Origin of the sequence: Roseovarius sp. A46, assembly GCF_004126395.1 — a bacterium.
In the GTDB taxonomy this organism is placed as follows: domain Bacteria; phylum Pseudomonadota; class Alphaproteobacteria; order Rhodobacterales; family Rhodobacteraceae; genus Roseovarius; species Roseovarius nitratireducens.
This window is the reverse complement of sequence record NZ_PVWS01000005.1, coordinates 28,435-54,719: the sequence shown is the minus strand read 5'-3', so window position 1 is coordinate 54,719 and position 26,285 is coordinate 28,435. Positions and strand designations below refer to the sequence as shown.

At 67.3% G+C, this 26,285-nt stretch carries 25 protein-coding genes and 1 riboswitch; of the genes, 7 read left to right on the top strand and 18 right to left on the bottom strand.

All coding sequences use genetic code 11. From position 1 onward, the window contains the following. Window positions 1-282 precede the first annotated feature (282 nt). Complete coding sequence (locus C6W92_RS04305) at window positions 283-2,700, top strand: FAD-dependent oxidoreductase (protein ID WP_129431815.1); 2,418 nt, start codon at window positions 283-285, stop codon at window positions 2,698-2,700. A gap of 63 nt (window positions 2,701-2,763) precedes the next feature. Here the strand turns inward: C6W92_RS04305 and C6W92_RS04300 are convergent, their stop codons facing one another. Continuing rightward, window positions 2,764-3,006 (bottom strand): DUF2842 domain-containing protein, encoded by a 243-nt coding sequence (locus C6W92_RS04300; RefSeq protein WP_129431814.1) that lies wholly within the window; start codon window positions 3,004-3,006, stop codon window positions 2,764-2,766. Between the two features lie 9 nt (window positions 3,007-3,015). Next, a complete protein-coding gene (locus tag C6W92_RS04295; RefSeq protein ID WP_129431813.1) occupies window positions 3,016-4,311 on the bottom strand; it encodes an adenylosuccinate synthase in 1,296 nt (431 codons plus the stop codon). Window positions 4,312-4,458: 147 nt separating this feature from the next. Here C6W92_RS04295 and C6W92_RS04290 point away from each other — a divergent pair, with 147 nt between their 5' ends. The 3 genes from C6W92_RS04290 (at window position 4,459) to C6W92_RS04280 (ending at window position 7,107) form a co-directional block, all read left to right on the top strand. Continuing rightward, window positions 4,459-4,854, top strand: a complete 396-nt coding sequence (locus C6W92_RS04290) for a DUF6524 family protein (RefSeq protein ID WP_104020317.1) — start codon at window positions 4,459-4,461, stop codon at window positions 4,852-4,854. Between the two features lie 72 nt (window positions 4,855-4,926). Further along, window positions 4,927-5,292: a preprotein translocase subunit SecG gene (gene secG / locus C6W92_RS04285; RefSeq protein ID WP_129431812.1), complete on the top strand. Its 366-nt coding sequence runs from the start codon at window positions 4,927-4,929 to the stop codon at window positions 5,290-5,292. A 165-nt stretch (window positions 5,293-5,457) separates the two neighbouring features. Further along, a complete protein-coding gene (locus C6W92_RS04280; protein WP_104020315.1) occupies window positions 5,458-7,107 on the top strand; it encodes a CTP synthase in 1,650 nt (549 codons plus the stop codon). Window positions 7,108-7,285: 178 nt separating this feature from the next. Here C6W92_RS04280 and C6W92_RS04275 read toward each other — a convergent pair whose 3' ends face one another. From C6W92_RS04275 to C6W92_RS04245, 7 genes are all read right to left on the bottom strand, one after another. Beyond that, window positions 7,286-8,266, bottom strand: a complete 981-nt coding sequence (locus C6W92_RS04275; RefSeq protein ID WP_129431811.1) for an alcohol dehydrogenase catalytic domain-containing protein — start codon at window positions 8,264-8,266, stop codon at window positions 7,286-7,288. Then, the gene (locus tag C6W92_RS04270) at window positions 8,263-9,030 is read right to left on the bottom strand and encodes an SDR family oxidoreductase (protein WP_129431810.1); all 768 of its coding nucleotides are present in this window, start codon (window positions 9,028-9,030) and stop codon (window positions 8,263-8,265) included. The genes C6W92_RS04275 and C6W92_RS04270 overlap by 4 nt, the downstream gene beginning before the upstream one ends. Window position 9,031: 1 nt before the next feature. Beyond that, window positions 9,032-10,339 (bottom strand): histidinol dehydrogenase, encoded by a 1,308-nt coding sequence (gene hisD / locus C6W92_RS04265; RefSeq protein ID WP_129431809.1) that lies wholly within the window; start codon window positions 10,337-10,339, stop codon window positions 9,032-9,034. A gap of 14 nt (window positions 10,340-10,353) precedes the next feature. Then, on the bottom strand, window positions 10,354-11,682 hold the full coding sequence (locus C6W92_RS04260; RefSeq protein WP_129431808.1) for a TRAP transporter large permease: 1,329 nt from the start codon (window positions 11,680-11,682) through the stop codon (window positions 10,354-10,356). Window positions 11,683-11,692: 10 nt separating this feature from the next. Next, complete coding sequence (locus C6W92_RS04255; protein ID WP_129431887.1) at window positions 11,693-12,199, bottom strand: TRAP transporter small permease; 507 nt, start codon at window positions 12,197-12,199, stop codon at window positions 11,693-11,695. Between the two features lie 89 nt (window positions 12,200-12,288). Further along, a complete protein-coding gene (locus C6W92_RS04250; protein WP_129431807.1) occupies window positions 12,289-13,437 on the bottom strand; it encodes a TRAP transporter substrate-binding protein in 1,149 nt (382 codons plus the stop codon). Window positions 13,438-13,454: 17 nt separating this feature from the next. Then, the gene (locus C6W92_RS04245; protein WP_129431806.1) at window positions 13,455-13,655 is read right to left on the bottom strand and encodes a hypothetical protein; all 201 of its coding nucleotides are present in this window, start codon (window positions 13,653-13,655) and stop codon (window positions 13,455-13,457) included. Window positions 13,656-13,797: 142 nt separating this feature from the next. Here C6W92_RS04245 and C6W92_RS04240 point away from each other — a divergent pair, with 142 nt between their 5' ends. The 3 genes from C6W92_RS04240 (at window position 13,798) to C6W92_RS04230 (ending at window position 17,651) form a co-directional block, all read left to right on the top strand. After that, on the top strand, window positions 13,798-14,850 hold the full coding sequence (locus C6W92_RS04240; protein ID WP_129431805.1) for a LacI family DNA-binding transcriptional regulator: 1,053 nt from the start codon (window positions 13,798-13,800) through the stop codon (window positions 14,848-14,850). Between the two features lie 518 nt (window positions 14,851-15,368). Beyond that, on the top strand, window positions 15,369-16,907 hold the full coding sequence (locus tag C6W92_RS04235) for a trimethylamine methyltransferase family protein (RefSeq protein WP_129431804.1): 1,539 nt from the start codon (window positions 15,369-15,371) through the stop codon (window positions 16,905-16,907). A 111-nt stretch (window positions 16,908-17,018) separates the two neighbouring features. Beyond that, window positions 17,019-17,651: a sulfotransferase family protein gene (locus tag C6W92_RS04230; RefSeq protein ID WP_129431803.1), complete on the top strand. Its 633-nt coding sequence runs from the start codon at window positions 17,019-17,021 to the stop codon at window positions 17,649-17,651. A 68-nt stretch (window positions 17,652-17,719) separates the two neighbouring features. On the opposite strand, the gene C6W92_RS04225 is transcribed toward C6W92_RS04230, so the two are convergent. From C6W92_RS04225 to miaB, 9 genes are all read right to left on the bottom strand, one after another. Then, a complete protein-coding gene (locus C6W92_RS04225; RefSeq protein ID WP_129431886.1) occupies window positions 17,720-18,433 on the bottom strand; it encodes a tRNA (guanine(46)-N(7))-methyltransferase TrmB in 714 nt (237 codons plus the stop codon). A 43-nt stretch (window positions 18,434-18,476) separates the two neighbouring features. Then, complete coding sequence (gene metK, locus C6W92_RS04220; protein ID WP_129431802.1) at window positions 18,477-19,643, bottom strand: methionine adenosyltransferase; 1,167 nt, start codon at window positions 19,641-19,643, stop codon at window positions 18,477-18,479. Between the two features lie 6 nt (window positions 19,644-19,649). Then, a riboswitch (SAM-SAH riboswitch) is annotated at window positions 19,650-19,697 on the bottom strand. A 38-nt stretch (window positions 19,698-19,735) separates the two neighbouring features. After that, window positions 19,736-21,211, bottom strand: coding sequence for an apolipoprotein N-acyltransferase (gene lnt / locus C6W92_RS04215; RefSeq protein WP_129431801.1), 1,476 nt, complete (start codon window positions 21,209-21,211; stop codon window positions 19,736-19,738). A gap of 25 nt (window positions 21,212-21,236) precedes the next feature. Further along, window positions 21,237-22,124, bottom strand: a complete 888-nt coding sequence (locus tag C6W92_RS04210; RefSeq protein WP_129431800.1) for a hemolysin family protein — start codon at window positions 22,122-22,124, stop codon at window positions 21,237-21,239. Between the two features lie 40 nt (window positions 22,125-22,164). Then, window positions 22,165-22,656 (bottom strand): rRNA maturation RNase YbeY, encoded by a 492-nt coding sequence (gene ybeY / locus C6W92_RS04205; protein ID WP_129431799.1) that lies wholly within the window; start codon window positions 22,654-22,656, stop codon window positions 22,165-22,167. Between the two features lie 3 nt (window positions 22,657-22,659). Continuing rightward, window positions 22,660-23,670, bottom strand: a complete 1,011-nt coding sequence (locus tag C6W92_RS04200; protein ID WP_129431798.1) for a PhoH family protein — start codon at window positions 23,668-23,670, stop codon at window positions 22,660-22,662. 130 nt (window positions 23,671-23,800) lie between these two features. Continuing rightward, window positions 23,801-24,100, bottom strand: a complete 300-nt coding sequence (locus C6W92_RS04195; RefSeq protein WP_129431797.1) for a hypothetical protein — start codon at window positions 24,098-24,100, stop codon at window positions 23,801-23,803. Between the two features lie 10 nt (window positions 24,101-24,110). Next, a complete protein-coding gene (locus tag C6W92_RS04190) occupies window positions 24,111-24,689 on the bottom strand; it encodes an OmpA family protein (RefSeq protein WP_129431796.1) in 579 nt (192 codons plus the stop codon). Window positions 24,690-24,857: 168 nt separating this feature from the next. Further along, window positions 24,858-26,180 carry a tRNA (N6-isopentenyl adenosine(37)-C2)-methylthiotransferase MiaB gene (gene miaB / locus C6W92_RS04185; RefSeq protein ID WP_129431795.1) on the bottom strand — a complete coding sequence of 441 codons (1,323 nt, stop codon included), beginning with the start codon at window positions 26,178-26,180 and terminating at the stop codon, window positions 24,858-24,860. Window positions 26,181-26,285 lie beyond the last annotated feature (105 nt).

Sequence of the window (26,285 nt, the reverse complement as noted above, 5' to 3'; positions counted from 1 at the left end):
TCGGGTTGTCACCCCGACACCCTGAAACGCGCGCCCCGCGCCCGGTTGCCGATCTCCGACATATCCTGTCGCTGTGCTACCACGCCCGCGGTTTCTTGTTGGCCGAAATACCCCGGGGAGTTTGAGGGGCAGCGCCCCTCATTCTTGTAGCAAAGCGCGGCGCAGCCGCCCCGCCGCCCCCGCACCACCAATTAGAAACGACACATCCTGTCGCAAACCGACATGCGGCCCCGCGCAGCCGTTCCACTTTGGGCAAAACCCGCACCACAGGAGGCCGCACCCATGAAAACCACCACCCGCGTCTGCGTCATCGGCGGCGGCGTCGTCGGCGCCTCGGTTCTCTACCACCTGACGAAACTCGGCTGGTCCGACGTCATGCTGGTGGAACGCTCCGATCTCACCTCCGGCTCCACTTGGCACGCGGCGGGGGGCTTTCACACGCTCAACGGCGATACCAACATGGCCGCCCTGCAGGGCTACACCATCCGCCTCTACAAGGAACTGGAAGAGATCACCGGCCTCAGTTGCGGGCTGCACCACGTCGGCGGCGTCACGCTGGCCGACAACCGCGACCGCTTCGACATGCTGCTCGCGGAACGCGCCAAGCACCGCTACATGGGCCTCGATACCCACATCGTCACCCCCGAGGAAATCGCGCGCCTCGCCCCCGTCACCAATACCGACGGCATCATCGGCGCGCTCTACGACCCCCTCGACGGCCATCTCGACCCTTCCGGCACCACCCACGCCTATGCCAAGGCCGCGCGCATGGGCGGCGCGACCATCGAGACCCACTGCATGGTGCATGAGACCAAACCGCGGCCCGACGGCACCTGGGACGTGGTCACAGACAAGGGCACCATCCATGCCGAGCACGTCGTCAACGCCGCCGGTCTCTGGGCGCGCGAGGTGGGGGCAATGGCGGGCACCTACCTGCCCCTGCACCCGATGGAGCATCAGTATCTGGTGACCGACGAGGTGCCCGAGATCGCCGCGATCATCGACGGCGGGGGCGAGCACCCCCACGTCATGGACCCCGCGGGCGAGAGCTACCTGCGACAGGAGGGGCGCGGCCTCTGCATCGGCTTTTACGAGCAGCCCTGCCGCCCCTGGGCGGTCGATGGCACACCGTGGGAATTCGGCCACGAATTGCTGCCCGACGATTTCGACAAGATCGAGGACAGCATCGAATTCGCCTACCGCCGCTTCCCGGCGCTGGGGCGCGCGGGCATCAAGTCGGTGATCCACGGCCCCTTCACCTTCGCCCCCGACGGCAACCCGCTGGTCGGCCCGGTGCCGGGCTTGCGCAACTACTGGTCCGCCTGCGGGGTGATGGCAGGCTTTTCACAGGGCGGCGGCGTCGGGCTGATGCTTGCGCAATGGATGATCGAGGGGGAATGCGAACGCGACGTGACCGCGATGGACGTGGCCCGCTACGGCGACTGGATCACGCCCGGCTATACCCGCCCCAAGGTGATCGAGAACTACCAGAAACGCTTCTCGGTCAGCTACCCCAACGAGGAACTGCCCGCCGCCCGCCCGTTCCGCCAGACGCCCATGTACGACGTGTTCGATCAGATGGGCGCGGTCTGGGGCCACCAGTTCGGGCTGGAAGTGGTCAACTACTTCGCCGAAGGACACGAACCCCGCTTCGAGACGCCCTCCTTCCGCCGCTCCAACGCCTGGGACGCCACCGCGCGCGAGGTGCGCGCGGTACGCGAGGGCGTGGGCATCAACGAGGTGCACAATTTCGGCAAATACCTCGTCACCGGACCGCACGCGCGCGACTGGCTCGACCGGATCATGGCGGGGCGCATCCCGAAACCGGGGCGGCTGTCGCTGTCGCCCATGCTGTCGCCGCAGGGGCGGCTCTGGGGCGATTTCACCGTGTCGTGCCTGGGTGACGAGGCGTTCCAGCTCACCGCCTCCTACGGCGCTCAGGCGGTGCATATGCGCTGGTTCGAGATGAACGAGGCCGGCGGCGTGCAGGTCGAGAACATCTCGGACCGGCTGAACGGCTTCCAGATCGCCGGGCCAAAGGCGCGCGACGTGCTGACGGCCTGCACCCGCGACGCCGTGGCCGACATGCGGTTCATGGACCTGCGCCACGTCACCATCGGCATGGTCGATTGCCTGGTGCAGCGGGTGAGCTTCACCGGCGATCTGGGATTTGAAATCTATTGCGACCCGATGGCACAGCGCGCGCTGTGGGATACGCTCTGGGCCGAGGGGCAGAACCACGGCATGAAACCCTTCGGCATGCGCGCGATGATGTCGCTTCGGCTCGACAGGTTCTTCGGCGCGTGGCTGCGAGAGTTCTCGCCCGACTACACCCCCTGCGAAACCGGGATGGACCGCTTCATCGCGTGGCAGAAGAACGCCGATTTCATCGGCCGCGCGGCCGCCGAGGCCGAGCGCGCGGCAGGGGCGGCGCGCACGCTCGTCGCCTTCGAAGTCGAGGCAACGGACGCGGATGTGAACGGCTACGAGCCGGTCTGGATCGACGGCGACGTGCGCGGCTTTTGCACCTCGGGGGGCTATTCGCACCACGCGGGCAAATCCATCGCGCTGGCGCTGGTGCCCGCGGGCGACGCGGAACCCGGGTTGGAGGCCGAGATCGAGATCCTCGGCGAGAAGTGCCCCGCCCGCCTGCTCACCGAGCCGCTGTTTGACGCCGACGGCACCCGGATGCGCGGCTGAGCCAGCCCCTCGGCGGCGGGCCTGACCTGCGCCGGGGGCTGGATATTTTCGGCAAGATGAAGATCAGGGCCGGTCCTGCCGCTCGTCCGGGTCGGGCTGGCCCACGCCGATAAAGATGCGTTTGAGCGGGACGATCCAGACCACACCGAGCACGACGAACACGATCAGTTCGACCAGCATGGGCATGCCGTCATACCGCGCGCGCAGCCAGTCGGTGAGGGTAACGGCGGCGACGATATACGCGGGCAGCGCCACCAGCAGCACCACCAGCGACCAGCGTTTGCGCGCCTTGTAGCCCAGGGCCATGCTGCCTCCTCAATCGGCAAACGGATCGGTAACGAGGATCGTATCCTCGCGCTCGGGTGAGGTGGACAGTAGCGCGACCGGGCAGCCGATCAACTCCTCGACCCGGCGCACGTACTTGATGGCGGCGGCGGGCAGGTCGGCCCAGCTCCGCGCGCCCTCCGTCGATTCGCTCCAGCCCTCCATCTCCTCGTAGAGAGGCGTGCAGCGCGCCTGCTCATCAGCCGCCGTCGGCAGGTAGTCGAGCCGACGACCGTCGAGATCGTAGCCCGTGCAAATCCTGAGCGTCTCGAACCCGTCGAGCACGTCGAGCTTGGTGAGCGCGATGCCGTTCACGCCGGAGGTGGCGCAGGTCTGGCGCACGAGGCAGGCATCGAACCAGCCACAGCGCCGCTGCCGGCCCGTCACGGTGCCAAACTCGCGCCCCCGCTCGCCCAGCCGCTGGCCGTCGGCATCATGCAGCTCGGTCGGGAACGGCCCCTCTCCCACGCGGGTGGTATAGGCCTTGACGATGCCCAGCACGTAGTCGATCGCGCCGGGGCCCAGCCCGACGCCGGTGGCCGCCTGCCCGGCGATCACGTTCGACGAGGTGACAAACGGGTAGGTGCCGAAATCGATGTCGAGAAGCGCGCCCTGCGCGCCCTCGAACAGGATGCGCTTGCCCGCGCGGCGCTGCTCACCCAGCAGCCTCCAGACCGGCGCGGCATAGGGCAGCACCTGCGGCGCGATCTCCATGAGCTGGGCAATCAGCGCCTCGCGATCGACGGCTTTGATGCCGAGGCCGCGGCGCAGCGGGTCGTGATGCTGCAGCGCCCGGTCCACCCGCGCGATCAGCGTCGCCTCGTCGGCGAGATCGGCCACCCGCACCGCGCGGCGGCCCACCTTGTCCTCGTAGGCGGGGCCGATGCCGCGGCCGGTGGTTCCGATCTTGGTGCCCTTGCTGGCCGCCTCCTCGCGCGCACGGTCAAGCTCGCCATGGATCGGCAGGATGAGGGACGTGTTTTCCGCCACCATCAGCGTCTCGGGTGTGATGGTCACGCCCTGTCCGCGGATGGCCTCGATCTCCTGCACCAGGTGCCAAGGGTCGAGCACCACGCCGTTGCCGATGACGCTGAGCTTGCCCGCGCGTACCACCCCCGAGGGCAGCGCGTTGAGCTTGTAGACCTTGCCGTCGATCACCAGCGTGTGGCCCGCGTTGTGCCCGCCCTGAAAGCGCGCGATCACGTCGGCGCGCTCGCTCAGCCAATCGACGAGCTTGCCTTTTCCCTCATCGCCCCACTGGGCGCCCACGACGACGACATTGGCCATGATCTCTCCTCACGCCTGCGGCATTCCGCGCGCCTCTATACCGGGGGCCTTGGCGGGGCGAAACCGGAATTTCGCCCCACGCCCACTGGACAGGCGCGCCGCGCCGGGCGAAAACCGGGGAAAATGATTTTTCGCAGGGGGCGTGACATGGGATTTTTCGCCAGGTGGGTGGCGGCCTTCGGGCTGCTGGCGCTGACCTTCAACCCGACAGAATGGAACTACCTCACCTGGGCGCAGGCAAACGCGGGCGCGCAGATGCCGATGGCGGTGCTGCTGGGGCTCTTGCTGATGGTCGGCTACACGATCTACCTGCGCGCCACGCTGCGCTCGATCGGGGCGTTCGGCATGATCATGGTGCTGGCCATCGTCGGCTCGGCGATCTGGGTGCTCAGGGATCACGGGATCGTCTCCTTCGAGGATCCCACCCTCAACATCTGGATCGCGCTGCTGGCGCTTTCGCTGGTGCTGGGCATCGGGCTGAGCTGGTCCCACGTCCGCCGCAGGCTTTCGGGACAGGCGGACATGGATGACGTGGACGAATAGGCGGGTTGCGGCGCTCGGTGGAATTGCATAGATACCGCCCAGACCGAGATCAAGTGACAGGCCCTGCCCCCCATGGAAAACGTCGTCCTGACCATCCACCTGCTTCTGGCGCTCTCGCTGATCGGCGTGGTGCTCCTGCAACGCTCCGAGGGCGGCGGGCTCGGCATGGGCGGCGGCGGGGGTGGCGCCATCTCGGGCCGCGCGGCGGCCACCGCACTGGGCAAGCTCACATGGATCCTCGCGGCGGCCTTTATCGCCACGTCGCTCACGCTCACGGTGCTCGCGGCGCAGAAATCCTCGGGCGTCTCGGTGCTTGACCGGCTGGGCGATACCGAAACCCCGGCGGCCGAAGAACCGGCCGCGCCGGGCCTGCCCAATGTCGATGACCTGCTGCCGCCGCCCTCGAGCGACGCGCCGCTCACGCCGACGGCGGACTGACCACAAACCATTGCGGGTGCCGCGCGCGCCCGCAACATGATCTAGCGTCCGTCTTGCGCGGGCGCACGGAATCCTTTATGGGTTAAATCCCGTGATCGGGTGGCGACTCAAGGGCCATCCGGGGCTTTGACCGGCGAACGAGACGCAGCATCACGGGGGGGCCGCATGGCCAGGGCACGGTATATATTCATCACTGGCGGCGTGGTTTCCTCGCTCGGCAAGGGGCTCGCTTCGGCGGCGTTGGGCGCGCTCTTGCAGGCGCGCGGCTTCTCGGTCCGGCTGCGCAAGCTCGACCCGTATCTCAACGTCGATCCCGGCACCATGTCGCCCTTCGAGCATGGCGAGGTGTTCGTCACCGATGACGGTGCCGAAACCGATCTCGACCTCGGCCATTACGAGCGCTTTACCGGCGTCCCCGCCCGGCTGACCGATTCCGTCTCCTCGGGGCGCATCTATTCCAACGTGCTCGAGCGCGAGCGCCGCGGCGACTACCTCGGCAAGACCATCCAGGTGGTTCCCCACGTCACCAACGAGATCAAGGACTTCCTCAAGATCGGCGAGGACGAGGTCGATTTCATGCTGTGCGAGATCGGCGGCACCGTGGGCGATATCGAGGGGCTGCCCTTCTTCGAGGCGATCCGCCAGTTCAGCCATGACCGCGCGCGCGGGCAATGCATCTTCATGCACCTCACCCTCCTGCCCTATCTCGCCGCCTCCGGCGAACTCAAGACCAAGCCGACCCAGCACTCGGTCAAGGAACTGCAATCCATCGGCATCGCCCCGGACATCCTCGTCTGCCGCTCCGAGCAGCCGATCCCCGACAAGGAACGCGAAAAGATCGCGCTCTTCTGCAACGTCCGCAAGGAGCATGTCGTCGCCGCCTATGATCTAAAGTCGATCTACGAGGCGCCGCTCGCCTATCACCACGAGGGGCTCGATCAGGCGGTGCTCGACGCGTTCCAGATCAGCCCCGCGCCGCGCCCCGACCTGACCGTCTGGCAGGACGTGGTCGACCGCATCCACAACACCGACGGCGAGGTCAATATCGCCATCGTCGGCAAATACGTGCAGCTCGAAGACGCCTATAAATCCATCAAGGAGGCGCTCATTCATGGCGGCATGGCCAACCGGGTCAAGGTCAATGTCGAATGGGTCGATGCCGAGATTTTCGAGCGCGAGGACCCCGCCCCGCATCTCGAGGGCTTCCACGCCATCCTCGTGCCCGGCGGCTTCGGCGAGCGCGGCACCGAGGGCAAGATCCGCGCCGCCGAATTCGCCCGCACCCGCAAGATCCCCTACCTGGGCATCTGCCTCGGCATGCAGATGGCGGTGATCGAGGCCGCGCGCAACGTCGCCGGGCTGAAGGATGCGGGCTCGGAGGAATTCGACCACGAGGCCGGCCATAAACGGTTCGAGCCGGTGGTCTATCACCTCAAGGAATGGGTGCAGGGCAACGAGAAGGTGCAGCGCAAGGTCAGCGACGACAAGGGCGGCACCATGCGGCTCGGCGCCTATGACGCGGTGCTCAAGGAGGGCTCCCGCGTGGCGCAGGTCTACGGCACGACCCATATCGACGAGCGCCACCGCCACCGCTACGAGGTGGACACCAAGTATCGCGAGCAGCTGGAAAAATGCGGCCTGACGTTTTCCGGCATGTCCCCCGATGGCCGCCTGCCCGAGATCGTGGAATGGTCCGACCACCCGTGGTTCATCGGCGTTCAGTATCACCCAGAACTGAAATCCAAACCCTTCGCGCCCCACCCGCTCTTCGCCGATTTCGTCCGCGCCGCGATCGAGACGTCACGGTTGGTGTAAGGGCGGCGCGGGCTGTCGTGGCCCGCGTCTCGCCGGGTTTCGGTCTGGAGAGGGCGTTCAGGTCCTAGTGCCAATGCGCGGAATCAAGGCGCGGAACGCGCCGCCGCGCAGCGCCCACCCGGCGGTCGGGCGCTGCGCGGCTCCTCAAGCGTTGCACCAAACGCCCACTTCAGGCCACTCACCCCCCGGGCCGCAGCACGATCTTGGGGGCCGCCACGCGCCCCGCGCGGATATCGGCAAAGGCCGCCGCACCCCCGGACAATCCCCGCGTCTCGGCCCAGTCGAGCGGCCCCAACCGGCCCGCGAACATCGCCGCGCAGGTATCGCGGAAATCCTGGCCGGTGTAGGTATAGGTGCCGATGAAACTGATCTCCTGAAGCGTCATCCGCCGGATATCCAGCCCGCCCTCGTCCTCGCCCAGCCCGATATGCACGATCACGCCCCCCGGCTCGGCCCGCGCCGAGGCCACGGCACGCGTGGCACCAAACCCGACCGCGTCGATCACCAGCGGCCAGTCGCCGGTCGCCTCGGGCACCGCCGCCACCCCGCAGCGCCGCACCAGGTAGTCGCGGCGGCCCGCGTTCGGCTCGACCACCACCACATCGCCGCACCCCTGCGCGCCCAGCGCCAGCGCCGCCGCCAGCCCGATGGCCCCGCCACCGATCACCAGCGCGCGCGCCCCCTGCCCCGGGGCAAGCGCCGCCAGCCCCAGCCGCACCGCGTGCCAGCTCACCGCCAGCGGCTCGGCCAGCGCGGCCACCTCCAGCGGCACATCGTCAGGCACCACCACCAGGTTGCGCTCCGGCATCCGCACCGCGTCGGCAAACGCCCCCTCGCGCGGCGGCATCGAGATGATCTGCCGCGCCGGGCACAGGTTCTCGCGTCCCGCCCGGCAAGCCGGGCAGTCCCCGCAGGTCACCAGCGGGTTGATCGTCACCCGTTCGCCCGCGCGCGGGCCGCCCGCGATCACCCCCGCCGCCTCGTGCCCGAGGATGAGCGGCGCGGGACGGCGCGCGTCATGGCCTAGATATGCGTGCATGTCAGAACCGCAGATGCCCACGGCGGCAACGCGGATCAGCACCTCGCCTGCCTCCGGGCGCGGCTCCGGCACCTCGCGATAATCCAGCGTCTCGCGACCGGTATAGACCAGCGCCCTCATCGCGCCGTGAACCCCCCGTCCACCATCAGCACCTGCCCCGTGACATAGGCCGAGGCATCCGAGCACAGGAACAGCAGCGGCCCGTCGAGGTCCTCCGCCCGCCCGTTGCGCCCGATGCAGGTAGCGGCGGCGTTCCGCGCCGCGCGGTCGGGGTCATCGAACACCGCCGCCGTCAGCTCGGTGGGGAAAAATCCCGGCCCGAGCGCGTTCACGGTAATGCCGTGGGCCGACCACGCCTCGGCCATCGCGCGGGTCATCTGCGCCACGCCACCCTTGCTCGCGCCATAGGCGATGCCGCCCGGAAACGCGCGAAAGGATTGCAGCGAGGCGAAATTGACGATCCGCCCCCAGCCCCGCGCCTGCATCTCCGGGACCAATGCCTGGCTCAGGAAGAAAGGCGCCGAGAGGTTCACTGCCAGCGTCGCCTCCCAGCCCGCGCGCGTCACCGCGTCCGCCGCTTCCCGCGTGTTGAGCCCAGCGGCATGGACCACGATATCGGGCGGGCCGAACGGCGCGGCGATGGCCTCGGCGAGATCGCCGAGCCCATCCATGTCCGCGACATCGCCCACAACCGCCGCCGTCTCGGTCCCCGTCTCGCCCGCCGCCTCGGCGCGCCACGCGTCGAGCGCCGCGCGCCGCCGCGCTACGCCCACCACCCGCGCCCCCGCCCGCGCCAGCACCAGCGCCGCGCGCCGCCCGAGGCCCGAACTTGCGCCGGTGACACAAGCCACCCGACCCGCGACGGAAAACAGCGCGCCCGTCACCTCAGCCTTCCGCCGACAGGTCGAAATTCTCGCCGGGGAAATACTTGCGCAGCCGGATATCGGCGGTGCGCGCGTGCCCCTCCATCCCCTCCAGCCGGGCGATGCGCGCGGTGGCCTCGGCCACCGGACGCGACCCTTCGCGCGTGGCGCGCTGCCAGGTCACGATCTTCATGTACTTGTGCACGCTCAGGCCGCCGGTATAGCTCGCGGCCCCGCTCGTCGGCAGCACATGGTTGGTGCCCGACGCCTTGTCACCGAATGCCACGGTCGTCTCTTCGCCCAGGAACAGCGAGCCGTAGCAGGTCAGCCGCCCCAGCCACCAGTCGAGATCGGCGGCCTGCACCGTCAGGTGCTCGGGCGCATAGGCGTCGGAGGTGGCGGCCATGTCCTCGCGGTCCGCGCAGACGATCACCTCGGCATAGTCGCGCCAGGCGGCGGTCGCATTGTCGCGATTAACCTCGGGCAGATCGTCGATCAGCAGCGGCACGAGGCGCATCACCTCCTCGGCCAGCGCCCGGTCATCCGTCACCAGCCAGACGGGCGAGTTGTAGCCATGCTCGGCCTGCCCCACCAGATCGGTCGCCACGATCATCGGGTCGGCACTCGCGTCGGCGAGGATCAGGCTGTCGGTGGGCCCCGCGATCATGTCGATGCCGACGCGCCCGAACAGCATCCGCTTGGCCTCGGCCACGAACTGGTTGCCCGGACCGACGAGGATGTTGGCCTTGGGCAAGCCAAACAGCCCAAAGGTCATCGCCGCCACCCCCTGCACCCCGCCCATCGCCAATATCTGGTCGGCACCGCAGACATGCGCGGCATAAACGATAGCGGGGTTGATCCCTACATCGGGGCGCGGCGGCGAGCAGGCCACGATATTGCTGCACCCGGCCACCTTGGCGGTGGTCACGGTCATGATCGCGCTGGCGATATGGCTATAGCGCCCGCCCGGCACGTAGCACCCCGCCGCGTGCACCGGGATCGCCTTCTGCCCGGCGATCAGTCCCGGCACCACCTCGACCTCGAAATCGGCCACCGTGGCCCTCTGCGCCTCGGCAAACTTGCGCACGTTGTCATGGGCGAACTCGATGTCGCGTTGCAGCTTTTCCGGCACCTTTGCCGCGGCCGCCTCGATCGCCTCGGACGACAGCACCAATTCCCCCTCATAGCGGTCGAACTTCGCGGCATATTCCAGCGCCGCGGCATCGCCCCGCGCCTCGATATCGTCGAGAATGCCCCGCACGATGTCGCGCGTCTCGCTGGCGTCGCTGCGCGAATGGCGGGGGGCTTTCTTGAGATATTCCGTCGGCATGGATGGCTCCTGTTTCACTTGTAGATGTCGGGAAGCAACGTGGTGGAAATCGCCGGAAGATACGCGATCATCAGCGTCACCACGAGCATGAAGAACACAAACGGCACCGCGCGCCAGGCAATCCGCAGGATCGACTCGCCGGTCAACCCGGCGACAACGAACAGGTTGAGCCCCAGCGGCGGCGTGATGAACCCCACCCCCAACGCGGTGATCATCATGATGCAGAACTGGATCTCGTTCATGCCGATACTGTCGGCCAGCGGCTTCAGGATCGGCGCGAGGATCACGATGTTGGGCGTCGTCTCCATCACGCAGCCGGCGGCGATCAGGATGCCCACCATCATCAGGATGAGCACCCACGGCTCGTCGCTCACCGTCGTGGCGGCGGCGACAAAACCCTGCGGCACACCGAGGATCGCCAGCGCCTGCGCCAGCGGCAGCGAAAACGCGATGATCGGCAGGATCACCCCGTTGACCTTGGCGGAACTCACCAGCATCTCGGGGAAATCCGCCAGCCTCAGCGTGCCGAGGATGAACCCCATGATGATCGTCACCACCACCGCCGTCGCCCCCGCCTCGGTGGGCGTGAGCCGCCCCGAGAAGATGCCGTAGAAGATGATCCCCGGCACGATGAACGCGTACCACCCCGATTTCAGCGCCGACCAGAGCCGCGTGGCCCATTCCCCGAACGTGATGTTGCCGCCGCCCTCCCAGCCGTTCAGCCGGTTCATGATGATGTTGGTGACAAGGATCGAGACAAGGATCGCCAGCCCGGGAATGAGCGCCGCCATGAACAGCGTCGAGGCCGAAATGCCCAGCACCAGCCCGATGATGATATACGCGATCGAGGGCGGGATGAGGATGCCGGTGCAGGCCCCCGCGGCCACCAGCGCACAGGCATAGGGGCGCGGATAGCCCGATTCCACCAGCCGCGCGATGGTCATCCGCCCCACCGCCGCCGCCCCGGCGGCGTCCGAGCCCGAGATGGCGGCGAACATCCCGCACACCAGCACGGTGGCCGACCCGAACCCGCCGCGCGCGAACTGCGTCAGCGCCTCGGCCACGTCGAGAAACTTGCGGCTGAGCCCGGTGCGAACCAGCACGTCACCCGTCAGGATAAAGAGCGGCACGGCGGTGAGCGCGAAATGGTCGATGCCGTGAAACAAGCTCTCCCCCACCAGGCTCAGCGGCAACGCCCCCGACCACAGCAGCATGACGATGGCCGCCGCCCCGATCGCGGCCCAGACCGGCACGGCGAGCGCCACCAGCAGCACGAACAGCAGCACCGGGGCGTAGAAATCCCAGCCAAGCTCGACGCTCTGATCCAATTGGTTCCACAGCATCTCGCGGCCCTCAGTCGAACATCTTGCCACCCTCGTACACGGGTCGCCCGTGCCGAAGGTCGCCAAGATCGCGCAGCAAGGACTGCACGAGACGCAGCATCACCAGCCCGAATCCGATGGGAACGGCGGCGAGAAACCAGACCTGGCTGATCCGCAGACCATGCGTGACCGACCCGAACTTGGCCGACACAAGCACCGTCTCCAGCGACCAGTAGAACGCGATCCCCGCCACCACGAACATCACCAGGTCACCAAGGATGTAGAGCACCGCCTTCGCCCGCCGTCCGACATAGGCCATGATCACGTCGATGCGGATATGCCCGCGCTCGCGCACCGCCGCCGCCGCCCCGATCCACGCCAGGTAGATGAACGAATAGCGCACGATCTCCTCGCCCCAGATCGAGGAATAGGACAACAGCTCGCGCCGCAGCACCTCGATGAACATCGTGAGAACGAGCATCACGTAGAAGATGAGCAGGGCCCACCGCTCGGCATTGCGGTTCAGCGCGTAAAGCATGCGGGACATGGCACTCTCCTTGTCCGGCCGCGCGCCGGGATGGCGCGGGCCAGGACCGGGGCGCGTGCCGCCCCGGCCCGCTCATCGGCTCAGGCGTCGTGGACGTAGTGCTGCCCCTGCGTGCCCGCGGCCTCTGCGAGGCGCTCGAAGGTCTCCATCGACCCGGCCAGCTCGACCTTGAAATCGTCCCACTCGCCGCGCTGGTAGCCGCCGGTTTCCTGCCACTCGGCAAGCTGATCGTCGCTCAGCGAATGGAACTGCACCCCGGCCTTCTCCAGCTCGGCCATGGCGTAGGTCCGCGCCGAGGGCACCTTGGCAAGGTTCTGATGCGCGGTCATCTCGCCCGCCCATTCGATCCCGTCGCGCACGTCCTCCGGCAGCCCGTTGAACCATTCCAGGTTGACCGAATAGACCTGACTGTCCGGCACTGCCTGGGTAAAGGTGACATGGCTCAGGATATCCTTGAAACCAAAGACATAAAGCGCGCCCACCGACGGATCGAGCGCGTCGGCCACGCCCTGCTTGATCGCCGAGGGTGTCTCGCCCCACGCCACCGGCGTCGGGTTGGCCCCAACCATCCGGTAATATTGCTGGAGCATTTTAGAGCCCGGCACCCGGAACTTGACCCCCTTCAGATCACCCGGTGTCATCACCGGCCCGGCGCCGCCCTTGCGCATCGCCACCACCCGCGGGTCGATCACCACGTAGAACAGCGGCTTGAACCCCGCGGCCTCGACCTTCGGATGCACCTCCGTCCGCCACGCGTCCGACGTGACCAGGTTGGTGAATCGCTGGTTCGAGCCGCAGAAATACGGCAGGTTGATGAGGTCCACTGCACTGGCGAAGGGCGCGAAATTCGATAGCGAATGCTGCGCGCACTGGATCGTGCCGCCCTGCACCGCTTGCACCAGCGCACCGCCCGCACCCAGCTGCCCGCCGGGGGCGAGCTTGACATAGACCTTGCCGCCGGTGGCGTTCTGGATGTTCTCCTTGAGATCGAGCTGCATGATCGGATAGCTGCGCGTCGCGCCCAGCACGTAGGCGGTGGCCAGCGTCATGACGTGATCGGCGGCCTGCTCGCGCTCGCGCTCCTCGCGCGCGGTCTGCGCCACGGCCTCCGAGGACCACAACAGCCCCCCGGCCCCGGCCACCAGCGCAGCGGTAAAGCTGCCGCTGGCTGCGAGTTTCAGGAAATTGCGGCGCTCCTCGCAAACGCGCTCTCTGGTATCACGGATCATCTTGTCCTCCCGGTTGGTCAGTCCTGTTGGTTTTTTCGTTCGGTGTTTTCACGCGCCCGTGCCTCGCGCCGCAGGATCGCGACGACAAAGGCTGCGGAGGCGGCGAGCAGAACCAGCATTTCCTGCACGTCGCTCAGAAACGTGCCCCAGCCGCCTGCGCCCAGCGCGACGTTCAGGACGAAAACGGCTGCCAGTAACGACGACACCGCGAGCGACATGGTCCTCTCCTCCCCAGGAAATCCATGATTCCCGACAAATGTAAGCGCTTACATTCTGTGATGCAAGCGCTTACATTGCGGGCTGGACTGGCCTCCCCGCAGCGTGCAGGATAGATCACCGCCGCAGCCCGGAGACCGCCCCTTGCCATCCGACCGCACAGACACCGCCCCAGGCGCCCCCACCCTCTCGGACGTGGCGGCGCGGGCGGGCGTCTCCACGGCCACGGTCTCGCGCGCCCTCAACGCCCCCGGCCAGGTCACGCAGGCCACGCGCACCCGGGTGATGCAGGCGGTCCGCGATCTCGGCTACGCGCCCAATTTCGGGGCCCGCGCGCTCGCGGCAAGGCGCACCAACACCTTCGGCGCGGTGATCCCGACGATGGACAACGCCATCTTCGCGCGCGGGCTCCAGGCATTTCAGGACACGCTGCGCGAGCATGGCGTGACGCTCCTGGTGGCGTCCTCCTCCTACAAGCCCGAGCAGGAAGAGGACCAGATCCGCACCCTCATCACGCGCGGCGCCGAGGCGCTCCTGCTGATCGGCCATGACCGGACCGAGGCCGCCTATGCCCTGCTCGACCGCCAGCACATCCCCTACCTCGTCGCCTGGGCCTGGGACGAGGCCGCGCCACGGCCCTGCGTGGGTTTCGACAACCGCGCTGCGATGCAGGCGCTCACCGCCGAGGTGATCGCGCTCGGCCACCGCCGCCTTGCCGTCATCACCGCCGACCGCGCCGGCAACGACCGCGCGCGCGCGCGCTTCCAGGGTGTCTGCGCGGCGATGGCGGCGGCGGGGCTCGACGCGGGCGCGCTACTGGTCGAGGAAACGCCCTATTCCATCGCCAACGGCGCCACCGCCTTTGCCCGGCTGATGGACGCCCACCCGCCCCCCACGGCGGTGCTGTGCGGCAACGACGTGCTCGCCGCGGGCGCCGTCACGCAGGCGCGCGCGCTGGGGATCGACGTGCCCGGCGACGTCTCGGTCACCGGCTTCGACGATATCGAACTGGCCGCGATCCTCACCCCCGCGCTCACCACCGTGCACGTGCCGCATCGCGAAATGGGCCGGCGCGCGGCGCAAATGCTGCTCGACATGCGCGCGGGCGCCGCCCCGCCCCCCGGCCTGCGCCTCGACGCCGGGATCGCGTGGCGCGCCTCGCTCGGCCCGCCACCGGTCGCAGGAGGTCCGGGGTGACGGGGTTTGGCCTTGAGTGCTTGTTCGGGTCTTGGTGCCCATGCGCGGAATCAAGGCGTGCTTGCACGCCGCCGCGCATCGCCGGGCCGCCCTCACGGCACGGCGACATGGCTGCAACCTGTGCGCCGTTCGGGCCTTCTTCGGATTTGGCTGCCATTAAGCGCGGCAGAACGAACCTTGGATCGCCGCGCCGCGGCCCGTCGATGCGCGGCTAATCCCGACCCCTCCAGGCCAAATGCCTCCTTCCTTCCCCCGGGTCCGGTCTGCCCCACCGCCCCCCAAGAGCCGGCAACCGCCCCATCATGTTCCGTTTGCGACACCGGTCGCAAACACGACAGACAGGCCGGGCCGATTCGGTTTTGCTCGCTGCAGGAGGACGGCGTCATGGCCCCACGCAGCAAGATCGCGCTCGTATGCCGCACCATCGGGGCGGAACGTGGGCTTGCCCCGCGCGGGCGGCCCTGAGGGCACGCCAACCGCCGCACCCGACCCTGCGATCTTGCCAAGGACAATTCCCGATGACAGCCACCGCCCCGCGCCGCTCCGGCGGCCGCGCCGCGCGCCATGACGCACGCGCCGCCCCCCTCGCCGACACCCTGCGCCCGGTCCGCCCGGGCCTCGACGGTGGGCTCTACCACCCGCTGACAGAGCTACAGATGCGCCGCATCCACGCAGCGGCACTCGACGCGCTCGAACAGATCGGCCTCGCCGACGCGCCCCCCTCCGGCGTCGAGCACATGACCCGCGCGGGCGCCATCCCCGGCCCCGACGGGCGGCTGCGCTTTCCCCGCGCGCTGATCGAGGACACCATCGCTCGCGCCAACCGCGCGATCACCCTGCACGGCCGCGACCCGCGCCACGACCTGACCCTCTCGGGCAACCGCGTGCATTACGGCACGGCGGGCGCGGCGGTGCATCTCGTGGACGTGGCCAACGGCGACTACCGCGACAGCACCGTGCAGGACCTGCACGACGCCGCGCGCATCGCCGACACGCTCGACAATATCCATTTCGTGCAACGCCCGATGGTCTGCCGCGACATCGTCAACAACCGCGAGATGGACCTCAACACGCTCTACGCCTGCTGCGCGGGCACCACCAAGCATGTCGGCGTGTCCTTCACCGAGCCGGAGTTCGTCGCCGACGCGATCGAGATGCTGCACCTGATCGCGGGCGGCGAGGGCGCGTGGCGCGATCGCCCCTTCGTCAGCAATTCCAATTGCTTCGTCGTCCCGCCGATGAAATTCGCCACCGAATCCTGCCGCGTGATGGAAGAGGTGATCCGCAGCGGCATGCCGGTTCTGCTCTTGTCCGCCGGGCAGGCCGGGGCCACCGCCCCCGCCCCCATCGCGGGCGCCATCGTGCAGGCGATGGCCGAGTGCCTCGCCGGGCTGGTCTATGTCAACGCGGTCAAGCCGGGCCACCCGGCGATCTTCGGCACCTGGCCCTTCGTCAGCGACCTGCGCACCGGCGCGATGTCCGGCGGCTCGGGCGAGCAGGCGCTGCTGTCGGCGGGCTGCGCGCAGATGCACAAGTTCTACGGCCTGCCCGGCGGCGCGGTCGGCGGCATCGCCGATTCCAAGCTGCCCGACATGCAGGCCGGGTGGGAGCAGGCCACCTCCAACGTCATGGCCGGGCTCGCAGGCCTCAACATGGTCTACGAGGCGGCAGGCATGCACGCCTCGCTGCTGGGCTTCTGCCACGAGTCGCTCATCCTCGGCGATGACCTGATCGGCCAGGCGCTCCGATGCGTGCGCGGCATCGAGGTGGACGAGGACACGCTCAGCCTCGAGGTGATCCGCGACGCCTGCATCGGCGGCCCGGGCCATTACCTCGGTGCGGGCCAGACGCTGGCGCGGATGCAGACCGATTACCTCTACCCCGCCTGCGCCAACCGCGCCTCGCCCAAGGAATGGGTCGAGCAGGGCCAGCCCGACCTCATCGCCACCGCCACCGCCCGCAAGGAGCGCATCCTCGCCACCCGCGCGCCCGCCCGCTTTGCGCCTGACCTTGACGCGGCGATCCGGGCGCGGTTCCGGATACATCTTGGGTCGTGACGGTCCGCGGGCGGGCGAGCAGCACCCGCGCCGCCCGGGTCCGGTTTCGGCTAGGACAATTCCGTGACCACGGGTATCCTGTCCCCGTTCGACGCATCAGGAGACCACGGCATGTCCCTTCAGATCATCGGCTCCGGTTTCGGGCGCACCGGCACCATGTCCACCAAGCTCGCCCTCGAAGAGCTGGGCTTCGGCCCCTGCCACCACATGTACGAGGTGATGCAGCGCCCCGAACAGCCCGCCCACTGGGCCGCCATCGCCCGCGGCGCGCCGGTGGACTGGCACGAGGTCTTTGCCGGGTTCAAGTCGCAGGTGGACTGGCCCGGCGCCGCCGTCTGGCCGCGCACGATCTACGCCTTCCCCGACGCCAAGGTCATCCATACCGAGCGCCCCGAAGAGGATTGGTGGCGCAGCTTCAGCACCACCATCAGCAAGTTCTTTACCAACGCCCCGACGCTGGACCTGCCGCCGCATATCCACGGCATCTTCGACACCATGTCCGGCTGGTTCCTGAAAAACACCTTTGTCGATCACACCGATCGCGACTGCGCCATCGCCGCCTACCGCGCCAACAACCGCGCCGTGCGCGAAACCGTCCCCGCCGACCGGCTGTTGGTCTTCAATGTCGCCGACGGGTGGGGGCCGCTCTGCGATTTCCTGCGCGTGCCGGTGCCGGATACGCCCTTCCCCCGGTCGAACCCGCGCGACGAGTTCTGGGCGCATTTCGGCGGCGAGCCGGAATAAGGTTAACGGCGCGCGCGCTGTCCGTCCCGAACCTCCCGGTTCGGCGCGTGAACCTGCAGGTTCGCGGCTCAGGTCCGGCGAAATGTCAGGTAATGCGGCACGCGCCCCTCGCGCAGCGCCTTTTGCTCGTAACGTGTTGAAATCCAGTCGTTCCACGGCGCGCGCCAATCGCCGGGCCGCTCCGCCAGCCATTCGAACCCGTACCGCGGCACCTCTTCCAATGTCTGGCGCACGTAGTCGGGGATATCGGTCGCGACTCTGAAAATTGCGCCTTTCTTCAGACACTTGGACAGCGGTTCTAAATGTTCTGAGGTGACGAAACGGCGCTTGTGATGGCGCTTTTTCGGCCACGGATCGGGATAGAGCAGGAACGCCCGCGAGATCGACTCCTCGGGCAAAACATCAAACATGTTGCGGACATCCCCCGGATAGACCGCAATATTTTGTGCGCCAGACTTGCGGATCTTGCCCAACAGCATAGCCACGCCGTTGATGTAAGGCTCGCAGCCGACGATCCCCACCTCCGGGTTCGCAACCGCCTGGTGCACCATGTGCTCGCCACCGCCGAACCCGATCTCCAGCCAGATTTCTCGGTCTCCGAAATAGTCTTTTAGATCAATGGGTTTCCGCTCGGGATTGATCTCCCAATCGACCGCCCCGGGCGACAAACGGCCCAGGTCCTCGTCCAGCCACGCCTCCTGGTTGGGGCGCAGCGCCTTGCCCTTGATACGCCCGTGAAAATTGCGCCACGGCGCGCCTTTCGGGTGGTGTTGGGCCGTCATATCACCTCGCATGTCACACGAAGAACGCGCGCCAAGCCGTTGTTCAAACGCTCGTTTTCAGCGCATCTACTAGGTCGGTCCGCTCCCAGCTAAAGCCGCCATCGGCCTCCGGTGCGCGCCCGAAATGCCCGTAGGCGGCGGTGCGCGCATAGATCGGTCGCGTCAGCTCCAGGTGCTCGCGAATGCCGCGCGGGGTCAGGTCCATGACCTTGCTGATCGCATTTTCAATAGCAGATTCATGCACTTGCCCGGTGCCGTGCGTGTCCACGTAGATCGACAGCGGCTTGGCCACCCCGATCGCATAGCTCAGTTGCAGCGTGCATTTGTGCGCCAGCCCCGCGGCCACGATGTTCTTGGCAAGGTAACGCGCCGCGTAAGCCGCTGATCTGTCTACCTTTGTCGGGTCCTTGCCGGAAAACGCCCCGCCCCCGTGCGGGGCCGCGCCGCCATAGGTATCGACGATGATCTTGCGCCCGGTCAGCCCCGCATCACCGTCCGGCCCACCGATGACGAACGTCCCAGTCGGGTTCACCCACCATTCGGTTTTGTCCGTAAGCCATTGATTAGGGAGCACTTCCCGAATGTAAGGTTCGACGATGGCGCGGATGTCGTCGCTGGTTTGCGCCTCGTCGGTGTGCTGCGTCGACAGAACGAGCTGCATCACCTCCACCGGCTTGCCGTTCTCGTAGCGCAGCGTGAGCTGCGACTTGGCATCGGGGCCTAACGTCTTCTCTTTGCCGGATTTTCTCACCTCGGCCAACCGTTTGAGGATGGCATGGGAATACAGGATCGGTGCCGGCATCAGTTCCGGCGTCTCGTCCACGGCAAACCCGAACATGATCCCCTGGTCGCCCGCGCCATCACGGTCCACGCCCTGCGCGATATGCGCTGACTGAGGATGAAGCATGTTGTGTAACTGCAAGGTATTCCAGTGAAATTCATCTTGCTCATACCCGATGTCGCGGACACAATCGCGCACGATCCCGTCGATCCGGCCCATGAATTCCGCCAGTCGCGAGCGGTCCGACAGCCCCACCTCGCCACCGACCACCACGCAGTTCGTGGTGGCAAAGGTCTCGCAAGCGACGCGCGCATTCTCTTCCTCACCCAGGAAGGCATCGAGCACCGCGTCGGAAATCCGGTCGCAGACCTTGTCGGGGTGCCCCTCCGAAACGGATTCGGAGGTAAAGAGATAGTTCTGTCGGGACATGTGAATCGCTCCATTGGGTACATCCGTCACGCCAGGAAGCCGTTGTGACGGGATTGACAGTGGGTAAGCCCGCAAGCCCCCGGCGTCAATCGCTAAATGCGCCGCACACCCGCCCTGTTGCGCCACGACGACAACGCCAGAAGGGCGGCGTAGAGCGCCAGCATCGGCGCATCCCCCCACCGCGCGTAGAACGTCTCCGGCAATGGCGGTGGCAGCGGCGCATCGCGCCATCCCGCTTCTCCCAGCGGGATGCGGTCGGTCACGCGGCCGGTGGCATCGATCATCGCCGACACGCCGGTATTCGCCACCCGGATCATCGGAAGCCCCAGCTCCGCACTGCGCAACCGTGCCTGTACAAGGTGCTGATAAGGCCCGGAAATCTTGCCGAACCAGGCATCGTTTGTAATAAGCAGCAGGAATTCGGGGCGCCCTGGCACCGCACGCAGATCGCGTGCGAAAACCCCCTCGTAGCAGATCAGCGGCAGCGCCCGCCCCAGCGGCCCAAGATCGAGCAGACGCGCACCCGACCCCGCCGAATAGCCCTGCCCCTCGTTGGCCGCGAGTCCGTAGATCCCGAACCGTGCCAGCAGGTCGCCGAACGGCATGTATTCGCCAAATGGCACAAGGTGGTGCTTGTCATAGACCCCTGTCACCGCGCCGCCCGCCGCGACCACGGCCAGCGAGTTGTAGATGCGCGGCCCCTCTGTGCGCTGGATACCCAGCACGACCGGCGCGCCGCGCGCCGCTCCCGATATGGCCTCAAGCGTCGGTTCTGCGCGTTCGAGCAGCACCGGCACCGCCGTTTCCGGCCACACCACGAGATCGGGCGGCACCGCGCCCGCCGCCGAAAAGGCGCGCTGGCGATCGAAGAACGTCTGCACCTTGTCGGGCTGCCACTTCTCATGCTGCGGCGCGTTCGGCTGGACAAGCCGCACCACCGGCGCCCCGGGCACGGGCGCCGCCCCGGGTGTGAGCGCCGCGCCAAGCGGCCACAATGCCGCCGCCGCCGCGAGTACAGCCGCACCAGAGGCCCGCGCACCCGCCGCCACGTGCCAAAGCGCCACCGACGCCCCCAACGCCAGCACCAGCAACCCCGGCGCACCAAGCCACGCGGCCCAGTGCAGCCACGCCGTGTCGATCAGTGCGTGCCCGGGCTGCGCCCAGGGAAAGCCGGTAAAGAGCCAGCCGCGCAGGGCCTCGGCCAGCCCCAGCCCGGCGACAAAGGCGGCCGGGCCACCGCCGGCCGCGCGCGCCAGCGCCAGCCCGGCGCCCCAGTAGAGCCCCGCTCCCCCTGCCAGCCCCACGAGCGCGAAAGGCGCCATCCAGGCGTGCCGCGGGGCATCGACCATGAACGGCTCAACGATCCAGTGAAGCGCCAGCAGGAAGTGCCCGGTGCCCACGCCCCAGCCAAGCCATGCTGCCGCGCGCCAGCCATCCGTCTGCCGGAAAAACCCATAGACCAGCGCGAACCCGATCAGCGTCAGAGGCCACAGCCCCCACGGGGCCTGCCCGAGTGCCGCCACCGCGCCAACCGCCAGCACCGCCGCCACCCGCACGGGCCACCCCATGCGGGCGAGCGGCGCGGGCAAGGCGTCACTCACCGGCGAGACTCGGGACGCGCACCCGCACCCGCTTGATCCGGCGGGGGTCGGCCTCGACCACCTCGAGGCTCGCGCCCGTGGGATGCTCGATCACCTCGCCGCGCGCGGGCACCCGGCCCAGCAGCATGAAGACCAGCCCGCCAAGCGTGTCGATCTCTTCCTCGTCGACCTCGTCGGCCTCGGTGAGCGACAGGCCGATCTCGGCCTCGAACTGATCCAGCGGCGTCTTGGCGGCGGCGAGATAGGACCCCGGCCCCTCCTTGTGCCAATAGGCATCGTCGTCGGTGTCGTGCTCGTCCTCGATCTCTCCCACCACCTGTTCGATCAGGTCCTCGATGGTCACGAGGCCGTCGACACCGCCATACTCGTCGATCACCAGCGCCATGTGCCGCCGCTCCGCCTGCATCTTCTGCATCAGTACGCCGATCGGCATCGACGGCGGCACATAGAGCAGCGGGCGCAGCATGGTCCGGATCGACAGCCGCGTGCCCTTGCCGTTAAAGCCGTGCTTGAGCGCAAAATCCTTGAGGTGGATCATGCCGAGCGGCGTGTCGAGCGTGCCCTCGTACACCGGTAGGCGCGACATGCCGCTCTCACGAAACACCTGCACGAGATCGCCAAGGCTGATGTCCACGGGCACGGCGACGATCTCGGCGGTTGGGACGGCCACGTCCTCGACCGTGACATTGCGCAACCGATCGACGCCAAAGATCGCGGCCCCCGATCCGTCGGGCACCTCGTCCTCCGCGTCCTCTTCGTCACTGTGGTTGAAAATACCGATAACCCGGCGAAAAAATCCGCCCGTCTCGTCGCTCTCGGTTCGGCCCTCAGGCTGCGCGCTCCGCGCCGCGCCAGGTGATCCTTCTATGCTTTCGTCCATTCGTCTCGTCTCAGGTGGCGGGGCAAAACACCCCTTCATGTCAAGTATATGGGTCAGGAACCCCCAGTTTGCCAAGTATCGCGATCTCGGTTGTCTCCATGAGCGTGGCATCCGGGTCACGGATGTGATCATAGCCCAGCAGGTGCAGAACCGCGTGAACGACAAGATGGGTGACGTGATCGGCCAACGGGCGGCCCGCCTCGGCGGCCTCGCGCGCGCAGGTCTCCCAAGCTATGGCGACATCACCAAGAAAGGGCTCCGGACCCGGCTCGGGCGGGGCGGGGCGGGCTCCGGGCGCCTCCGGTGCGTGGTCCTCGGCGGGCCAGCTCAGCACGTTGGTGGCGGCGGGTTTGTCCCGGAAATCGGCGTTGAGCGCCATGATGCGCGAATCGTCGCAGGCCAGCAGGCTGATCTCCCACAACTCGGGATCGAGTCCGAGATGGGCGAGCGTGGCCCCGGCCGCGCGCGACGCCAACGCCTCCAGCCCCGCTTCATTCCAGCGCGCATCCTCGACGATCATCTCCACGGGCATTGCTCAGCCATCGGCCTCGTAGGCCTCGATGATCGCCGCCACCAGCGGGTGGCGCACCACGTCGCGCGCAGAGAAGTAGTTGAAGCTGATCTGCGGGATGGAGGCCAGCAACCGCTCGGCATCCGACAGCCCCGAGGGCACGCCGCGCGGCAGGTCGATCTGCGTGCGATCGCCGGTGACGACCATGCGGCTGCCTTCGCCCAGGCGGGTCAAGAACATCTTCATCTGCATCGACGTGGCGTTCTGCGCCTCGTCGAGCACCACGAACGCGTTCGACAGCGTGCGCCCGCGCATGAACGCGAGCGGCGCGATCTCGATCCGCTTTTCCTCGATCAGCTTGGCCAGCTGCTTGCCCGGCAGGAAATCGTTCAGCGCGTCGTAGAGCGGCTGCATGTAGGGATCGACCTTTTCCTTCATGTCGCCGGGCAGATAGCCCAGTTTCTCGCCCGCCTCGACCGCCGGGCGCGCCAGGATGATCCGGTCCACATGCCCCTCGATGAACATGTTCACGCCAACGGCGACGGCGAGATAGGTCTTGCCGGTGCCCGCGGGACCGATGCCAAAGGCCAGCTCGTTCGCGTAGAGCGATTTCACATAGGCCTTCTGCGCGTCGGTGCGCGGCTCGACCAGCTTCTTGCGGGTGCGGATCTCGACCGCACCGCCCTTGAACATTTCCAGCTGATCGCCATCGAGCCCGCCGGTTGTTGCCTCGTCATCGGCCCCCATGCGCAGCTCGCGGTCCACGTCGGCGAAATCCACGTCCTTGCCACCTTCGAGCCGGGCATAAAGAGCATTGAGGACACCCGTCGCCTCGGCGGCCGGTGCCTCCTCGCCCAGAACGGATAGCAGGTTGCCGCGCCGCACGATCTGCACGCCGAGAACGCGCTCGATCTCGGCGAGGTTGCGGTCGTATTCGCCGCACAGGTCGATCAGCAGCTTGTTGTCCGGAAATTCGACCGCCGTCTCGTGGAGCGAATCGGGGCCGGGGGCGGGGGGCGATGCGGTGTTACCCAAACAGGTCTCCAAGGGTCAGAGTTGCATCCCGACCCTGCCAAGATGTACCGCCGAGCGCAAGCGACAAGCGTGTGAGAGGCGCGAAGCCGCCCGGCTCCGCGCCTTCATGGCAATCGGCTCCCAACCACCGTCAAATAGAGTCTGATATTCCTTGGCCTTCCTTGAACGGTCCCGTGGCCACCGTGGGCGGTGCCGCTCCCGAGCAGACCGGCTTGCCGAACTTGTCGAGGCGCTGGGAGAGATAGCCCTCGACCCCGTCGTCGATGATCCAGTGGTCGCAGCCATTCGGATCGATCCATATACCGGCACGCATCGTGCTGAGGTGATCCTTGTCGATCAGGTTGCGGTCCATCGTCTTGTCGGGACCGACATCACATGCGGCCAACAAACCGACGACAGGAAAAACGAGTGCAATTCGAAAGGTTTTCATGACAATATCCTCAGCGCCAGCACATGATCTCGACACGGCGGTTCTGTGCCATGCCTTGGGCGGTGTTGTTCGACGCCTTGGGCATCCGCTCGCCATAACCGCGCACATCGGCGATGCGCGCGCCCATGCCGCGCGCCACCGATGCCACCGCATTGGCGCGGCGATAAGACAGGCCCATGTTGTATTCGTCCGAGGCGCGGCTGTCGGTATGGCCGACGATAGTATAAGAGATCGCTCCCGCCTGCTGGAAAAACTCGCGCAACCGCTGTTTACCGGCGGGCTGAATGCGCGCGCTGTCGGTCGCGAACAGCGTGTCGGTGTTGACGGTGCCGCACAGGTTGGCCTCGCGGCAGACGGGGATGCCCTGCCGATTGACATGCGGGCTCATGTAGCCCTCGGCCCCGTCATCCATCACCCAGTGCTCGCAGCCGTCCGGATCAACCCAGATGGTCGGAATATACCGCTCTCCCGTCACGGTGCGCTGCCCCTGTTGGGCGATTGCCGCCCCGGCGAAGACCGACGCCCCGAGCGCCACGACCGCGGCACCCCCCGCGGCCCGGCGCAGTATCTCGGATATCTTGCTTGCCACTGTCCCAGTCCCCTGTTGTTAAATACCGCGCCTGGAACGACGCGGTTGTCATCAAATCTATCAGGAGTTTAACTAATTTACGCTCTTTGTGAAGCAAATTTCACCAGATATTGTGGACGAACGGGAAACAATCCCTATCGGGCCGCAATCTCGCCACATTCACCGGCCCTATGCGACGACCCGTCCGGCCAGTGAATTGGCCCCGCTCTCCACGATCTCGACCTGCGCGAGATCGCCCACCCCGAGCCCGGGGTCGGTGACGTGGACCGCGTGCAGGTGGTCGGATTTGCCCACCATCTGCCCCGGCATCCGCCCCGGCTTCTCGAACAGCACACCCACCGTGCGGCCCACCATCGCGTCCTGCACCGCGCGCTGCTGCCGGGTGATGAGGTCCTGCAGCCGGTGCAGTCGCTCGGCCTTGACCTCCTCATCCACCTGCGGGCGCTCGGCGGCGGGGGTGCCGGGGCGCGTGGAATACTTGAACGAAAACGCCTGCCCGTACCCCACGGCCTCGATCAGGTCGAGCGTGGCCTGGAAATCGTCCTCGGTTTCCTCGGGAAATCCGGTAATGAAATCACCCGAGATGAGGATATCGGGCCGCGCCGCGCGAATCCGCTCGATCAGGCGCAGGTAGCCCTCGGCGGTGTGCTTGCGGTTCATCCGCTTGAGGATGCGGTCGCTGCCCGACTGCACCGGCAGGTGCAGGTAGGGCATCAGCTTTGAACATTCACCATGCGCCGCGATCAGGTCATCGGTCATATCGTTGGGGTGGCTGGTGGTGAAACGGATGCGCTCCAGCCCGTCGATGTCGTTCAGCGCCCAGATCAGCCGCGCGAGGCTCCAGTCCCCGCCCTCTCCGGGCCCGTGATAAGCGTTGACGTTCTGCCCCAAGAGGGTGATCTCGCGCACCCCGCGCTCGACCAGGTCGCGCGCCTCTTCCAGCACCCGCGCGGGCGGGCGGCTCACCTCGGCCCCGCGGGTATAGGGCACCACACAGAAGGCACAGAACTTGTCACAGCCCTCCTGCACGGTCAGAAACGCGGTCGGCCCGCGCTTCGCCTTGGGACGATGGCGCAGCGTGTCGAACTTGTCATCCGCCGGGAAATCGGTGTCGAGCGCCTTCTCGCCCCCGCGCACCCGTGCCTCCATCTGCGGCAGGCGGTGATAGCTCTGCGGCCCCACCACCAGATCCACCAGCGGCTGACGGCGCATGATCTCCTCGCCCTCGGCCTGCGCCACACACCCAGCCACCCCGATCTTGAGATCGGGGTTATCGACCTTGAGCGCCCGCAGGCGGCCCAACTCGGAATACACCTTCTCGGCGGCCTTTTCGCGGATATGGCAGGTGTTGAGCAGGATCATGTCCGCCTCGGCCGCATCTCCGGTCTCGACATAGCCGGCCGCGCCCATGGCCTCGGCCATGCGCTCGCTGTCATAGACGTTCATCTGGCAGCCATAAGTGCGGATGTAGAGCTTCTTGGGATCGGCCATGCGCCCGGCTCCTGCCTGTGAATTCACGCTCGGCTCCTACATCAGGGCAGGCCCCTCTTGCAATGCCCGCCGGTTTTGCCGATTCTGCACCGAAACGGGCAGGAT

Excerpts from the sequence above, each read along its gene's own strand:
- C6W92_RS04305 (WP_129431815.1), top strand. The coding sequence starts at position 283 with ATGAAAACCACCACCCGCGTCTGCGTCATCGGCGGCGGCGTCGTCGGC.
- C6W92_RS04300 (WP_129431814.1), bottom strand. The coding sequence starts at position 3,006 with ATGGCCCTGGGCTACAAGGCGCGCAAACGCTGGTCGCTGGTGGTGCTG.
- C6W92_RS04295 (WP_129431813.1), bottom strand. The coding sequence starts at position 4,311 with ATGGCCAATGTCGTCGTCGTGGGCGCCCAGTGGGGCGATGAGGGAAAA.
- C6W92_RS04290 (WP_104020317.1), top strand. The coding sequence starts at position 4,459 with ATGGGATTTTTCGCCAGGTGGGTGGCGGCCTTCGGGCTGCTGGCGCTG.
- secG (WP_129431812.1), top strand. The coding sequence starts at position 4,927 with ATGGAAAACGTCGTCCTGACCATCCACCTGCTTCTGGCGCTCTCGCTG.
- C6W92_RS04280 (WP_104020315.1), top strand. The coding sequence starts at position 5,458 with ATGGCCAGGGCACGGTATATATTCATCACTGGCGGCGTGGTTTCCTCG.
- C6W92_RS04275 (WP_129431811.1), bottom strand. The coding sequence starts at position 8,266 with ATGAGGGCGCTGGTCTATACCGGTCGCGAGACGCTGGATTATCGCGAG.
- hisD (WP_129431809.1), bottom strand. The coding sequence starts at position 10,339 with ATGCCGACGGAATATCTCAAGAAAGCCCCCCGCCATTCGCGCAGCGAC.
- C6W92_RS04260 (WP_129431808.1), bottom strand. The coding sequence starts at position 11,682 with ATGCTGTGGAACCAATTGGATCAGAGCGTCGAGCTTGGCTGGGATTTC.
- C6W92_RS04255 (WP_129431887.1), bottom strand. The coding sequence starts at position 12,199 with ATGCTTTACGCGCTGAACCGCAATGCCGAGCGGTGGGCCCTGCTCATC.
- C6W92_RS04250 (WP_129431807.1), bottom strand. The coding sequence starts at position 13,437 with ATGATCCGTGATACCAGAGAGCGCGTTTGCGAGGAGCGCCGCAATTTC.
- C6W92_RS04245 (WP_129431806.1), bottom strand. The coding sequence starts at position 13,655 with ATGTCGCTCGCGGTGTCGTCGTTACTGGCAGCCGTTTTCGTCCTGAAC.
- C6W92_RS04235 (WP_129431804.1), top strand. The coding sequence starts at position 15,369 with ATGACAGCCACCGCCCCGCGCCGCTCCGGCGGCCGCGCCGCGCGCCAT.
- C6W92_RS04230 (WP_129431803.1), top strand. The coding sequence starts at position 17,019 with ATGTCCCTTCAGATCATCGGCTCCGGTTTCGGGCGCACCGGCACCATG.
- C6W92_RS04225 (WP_129431886.1), bottom strand. The coding sequence starts at position 18,433 with ATGACGGCCCAACACCACCCGAAAGGCGCGCCGTGGCGCAATTTTCAC.
- metK (WP_129431802.1), bottom strand. The coding sequence starts at position 19,643 with ATGTCCCGACAGAACTATCTCTTTACCTCCGAATCCGTTTCGGAGGGG.
- lnt (WP_129431801.1), bottom strand. The coding sequence starts at position 21,211 with ATGGGGTGGCCCGTGCGGGTGGCGGCGGTGCTGGCGGTTGGCGCGGTG.
- C6W92_RS04210 (WP_129431800.1), bottom strand. The coding sequence starts at position 22,124 with ATGGACGAAAGCATAGAAGGATCACCTGGCGCGGCGCGGAGCGCGCAG.
- ybeY (WP_129431799.1), bottom strand. The coding sequence starts at position 22,656 with ATGCCCGTGGAGATGATCGTCGAGGATGCGCGCTGGAATGAAGCGGGG.
- C6W92_RS04195 (WP_129431797.1), bottom strand. The coding sequence starts at position 24,100 with ATGAAAACCTTTCGAATTGCACTCGTTTTTCCTGTCGTCGGTTTGTTG.
- miaB (WP_129431795.1), bottom strand. The coding sequence starts at position 26,180 with ATGGCCGATCCCAAGAAGCTCTACATCCGCACTTATGGCTGCCAGATG.